At 68.3% G+C, this 1396-nt stretch carries 1 protein-coding gene; it reads right to left on the reverse strand.

What is annotated here, in order from left to right; translation table 11 throughout:
- Positions 1-35: 35 nt before the first annotated feature.
- Positions 36-1307, reverse strand: coding sequence for an IS256 family transposase (locus ACZ34W_RS38675; protein ID WP_465611191.1), 1272 nt, complete (start codon positions 1305-1307; stop codon positions 36-38).
- Between the last annotated feature and the right edge of the window lie 89 nt (positions 1308-1396).

Below are 1396 nucleotides of genomic sequence, written 5' to 3' on the forward strand. Positions count from 1 at the left end.
GGGCGTGTAAGCGATCTTGTGTAAGTCCTTTGTGGTTATCGGATGCTGAGCCGGTCCTCGAAGAATAGTGAGAACTGGTTCAGCGCCTCCTTCCAGTGTGCGGCGACGTGGTTGATGTCGTGTGCCCTGGGGGCGATCTGCTCCCGCACCGCGAGGTAGAGCACCTTCAACGCGGCCTGTTCGGAGGGGAAGTGGCCACGGTTGCGGGTGGCCTTGCGCAAGCGGGAGTTGATCGACTCGACCATGTTCGTCGAGTAGACGACCGTCCTTATCGCGGGCGGGAACGCGAGGTAGGGCGTGAACTCGCTCCAGGCCGCCCGCCAGGTGCGGACCACGGCCGGGTAGCGTTCGCCCAGCTCGGAGGCGGCCAGCTCGTCCAGAGCCAGTTCGGCGGCCTGCTCGGTCGGCGCACTGTAGATCGCCCGCAGGGCCGGCACCAGCTTGGAGCGGTCCTTGCCGGAGGACAGCCGCAGCGAGGCCCGGATCAGGTGGATCACGCACGTCTGCACGGTCGCGCGGGGCCAGGTGGCGGTCACCGCCTCCGGCAGGCCTTTCAACCCGTCGCAGCAGACGATGCACACGTCCTCGACGCCGCGGTTGCGCAGTTCGGACAGCACCGCCATCCAGGTGGTGGCGCCCTCGCCCTCAGCGCCGACCCACAGGCCCAGCACGTCCTTGCGGCCGTCCATGTCCACCCCGACCGCGAGGTATACCGGCTTCGAACTCACCGATCCTGAGCGGATCCTCACCCACAGGGCGTCGATGTAGATGATCGGCCACACCGCGTCCAGCGGCCGGTTCTGCCAGGCGGCCAGCTCGTCGGTGACGGCGTCGGTGACCTTGCTGATCAGGTCGGCGCTGACCTCGACACCGTAGATCTGTGCGAGGTGGGAGCGGATGTCGCGCACCGACATGCCGCGCGCGTACAGCGACAGGATCCGCTCGTTGAATCCCGCCAGGCGCCGCGCGTTCTTCGGGATCAGCCGCGGCTCGAAGTCACCGTTGCGATCCCTGGGCACCGCGACCGTCACCGCCCCGACATCGGTCAGCACCGTCTTCGACGAGGTCCCGTTGCGGCTGTTGCCCGAGCCCCGGCCCGCCGGATCGTGCTTCTCGTAGCCCAGGTGCTCGGTCATCTCCGCGTCCAGGGCCCGCTCCAGCACCGCCCGGGTGACCTGGGTCAGCAGCCCGCCCTCGCCCAGCAGAGCCGCCCCTGAGGCGTCCGCGCGGTCCATCAACCGCTCGACGACCTCGTCCACCAACCGCTCATCGACCGGCTCGACGACCGGCCCTTCCTTCTCGCCCATGTCCTGTCCGTTCCGGCCGGCCAGAGCCCTCAGCCGGGCCCCGGCCAGCCTCCCAGATCACGGACTTACACGAACTTTCTGACACGCTC

Source organism: Kitasatospora sp. NPDC022856 (genome assembly GCF_055561235.1).

Coding starts and splice junctions, on each gene's coding strand:
- ACZ34W_RS38675 (WP_465611191.1), bottom strand. CDS start 1,307: ATGGGCGAGAAGGAAGGGCCGGTCGTCGAGCCGGTCGATGAGCGGTTG.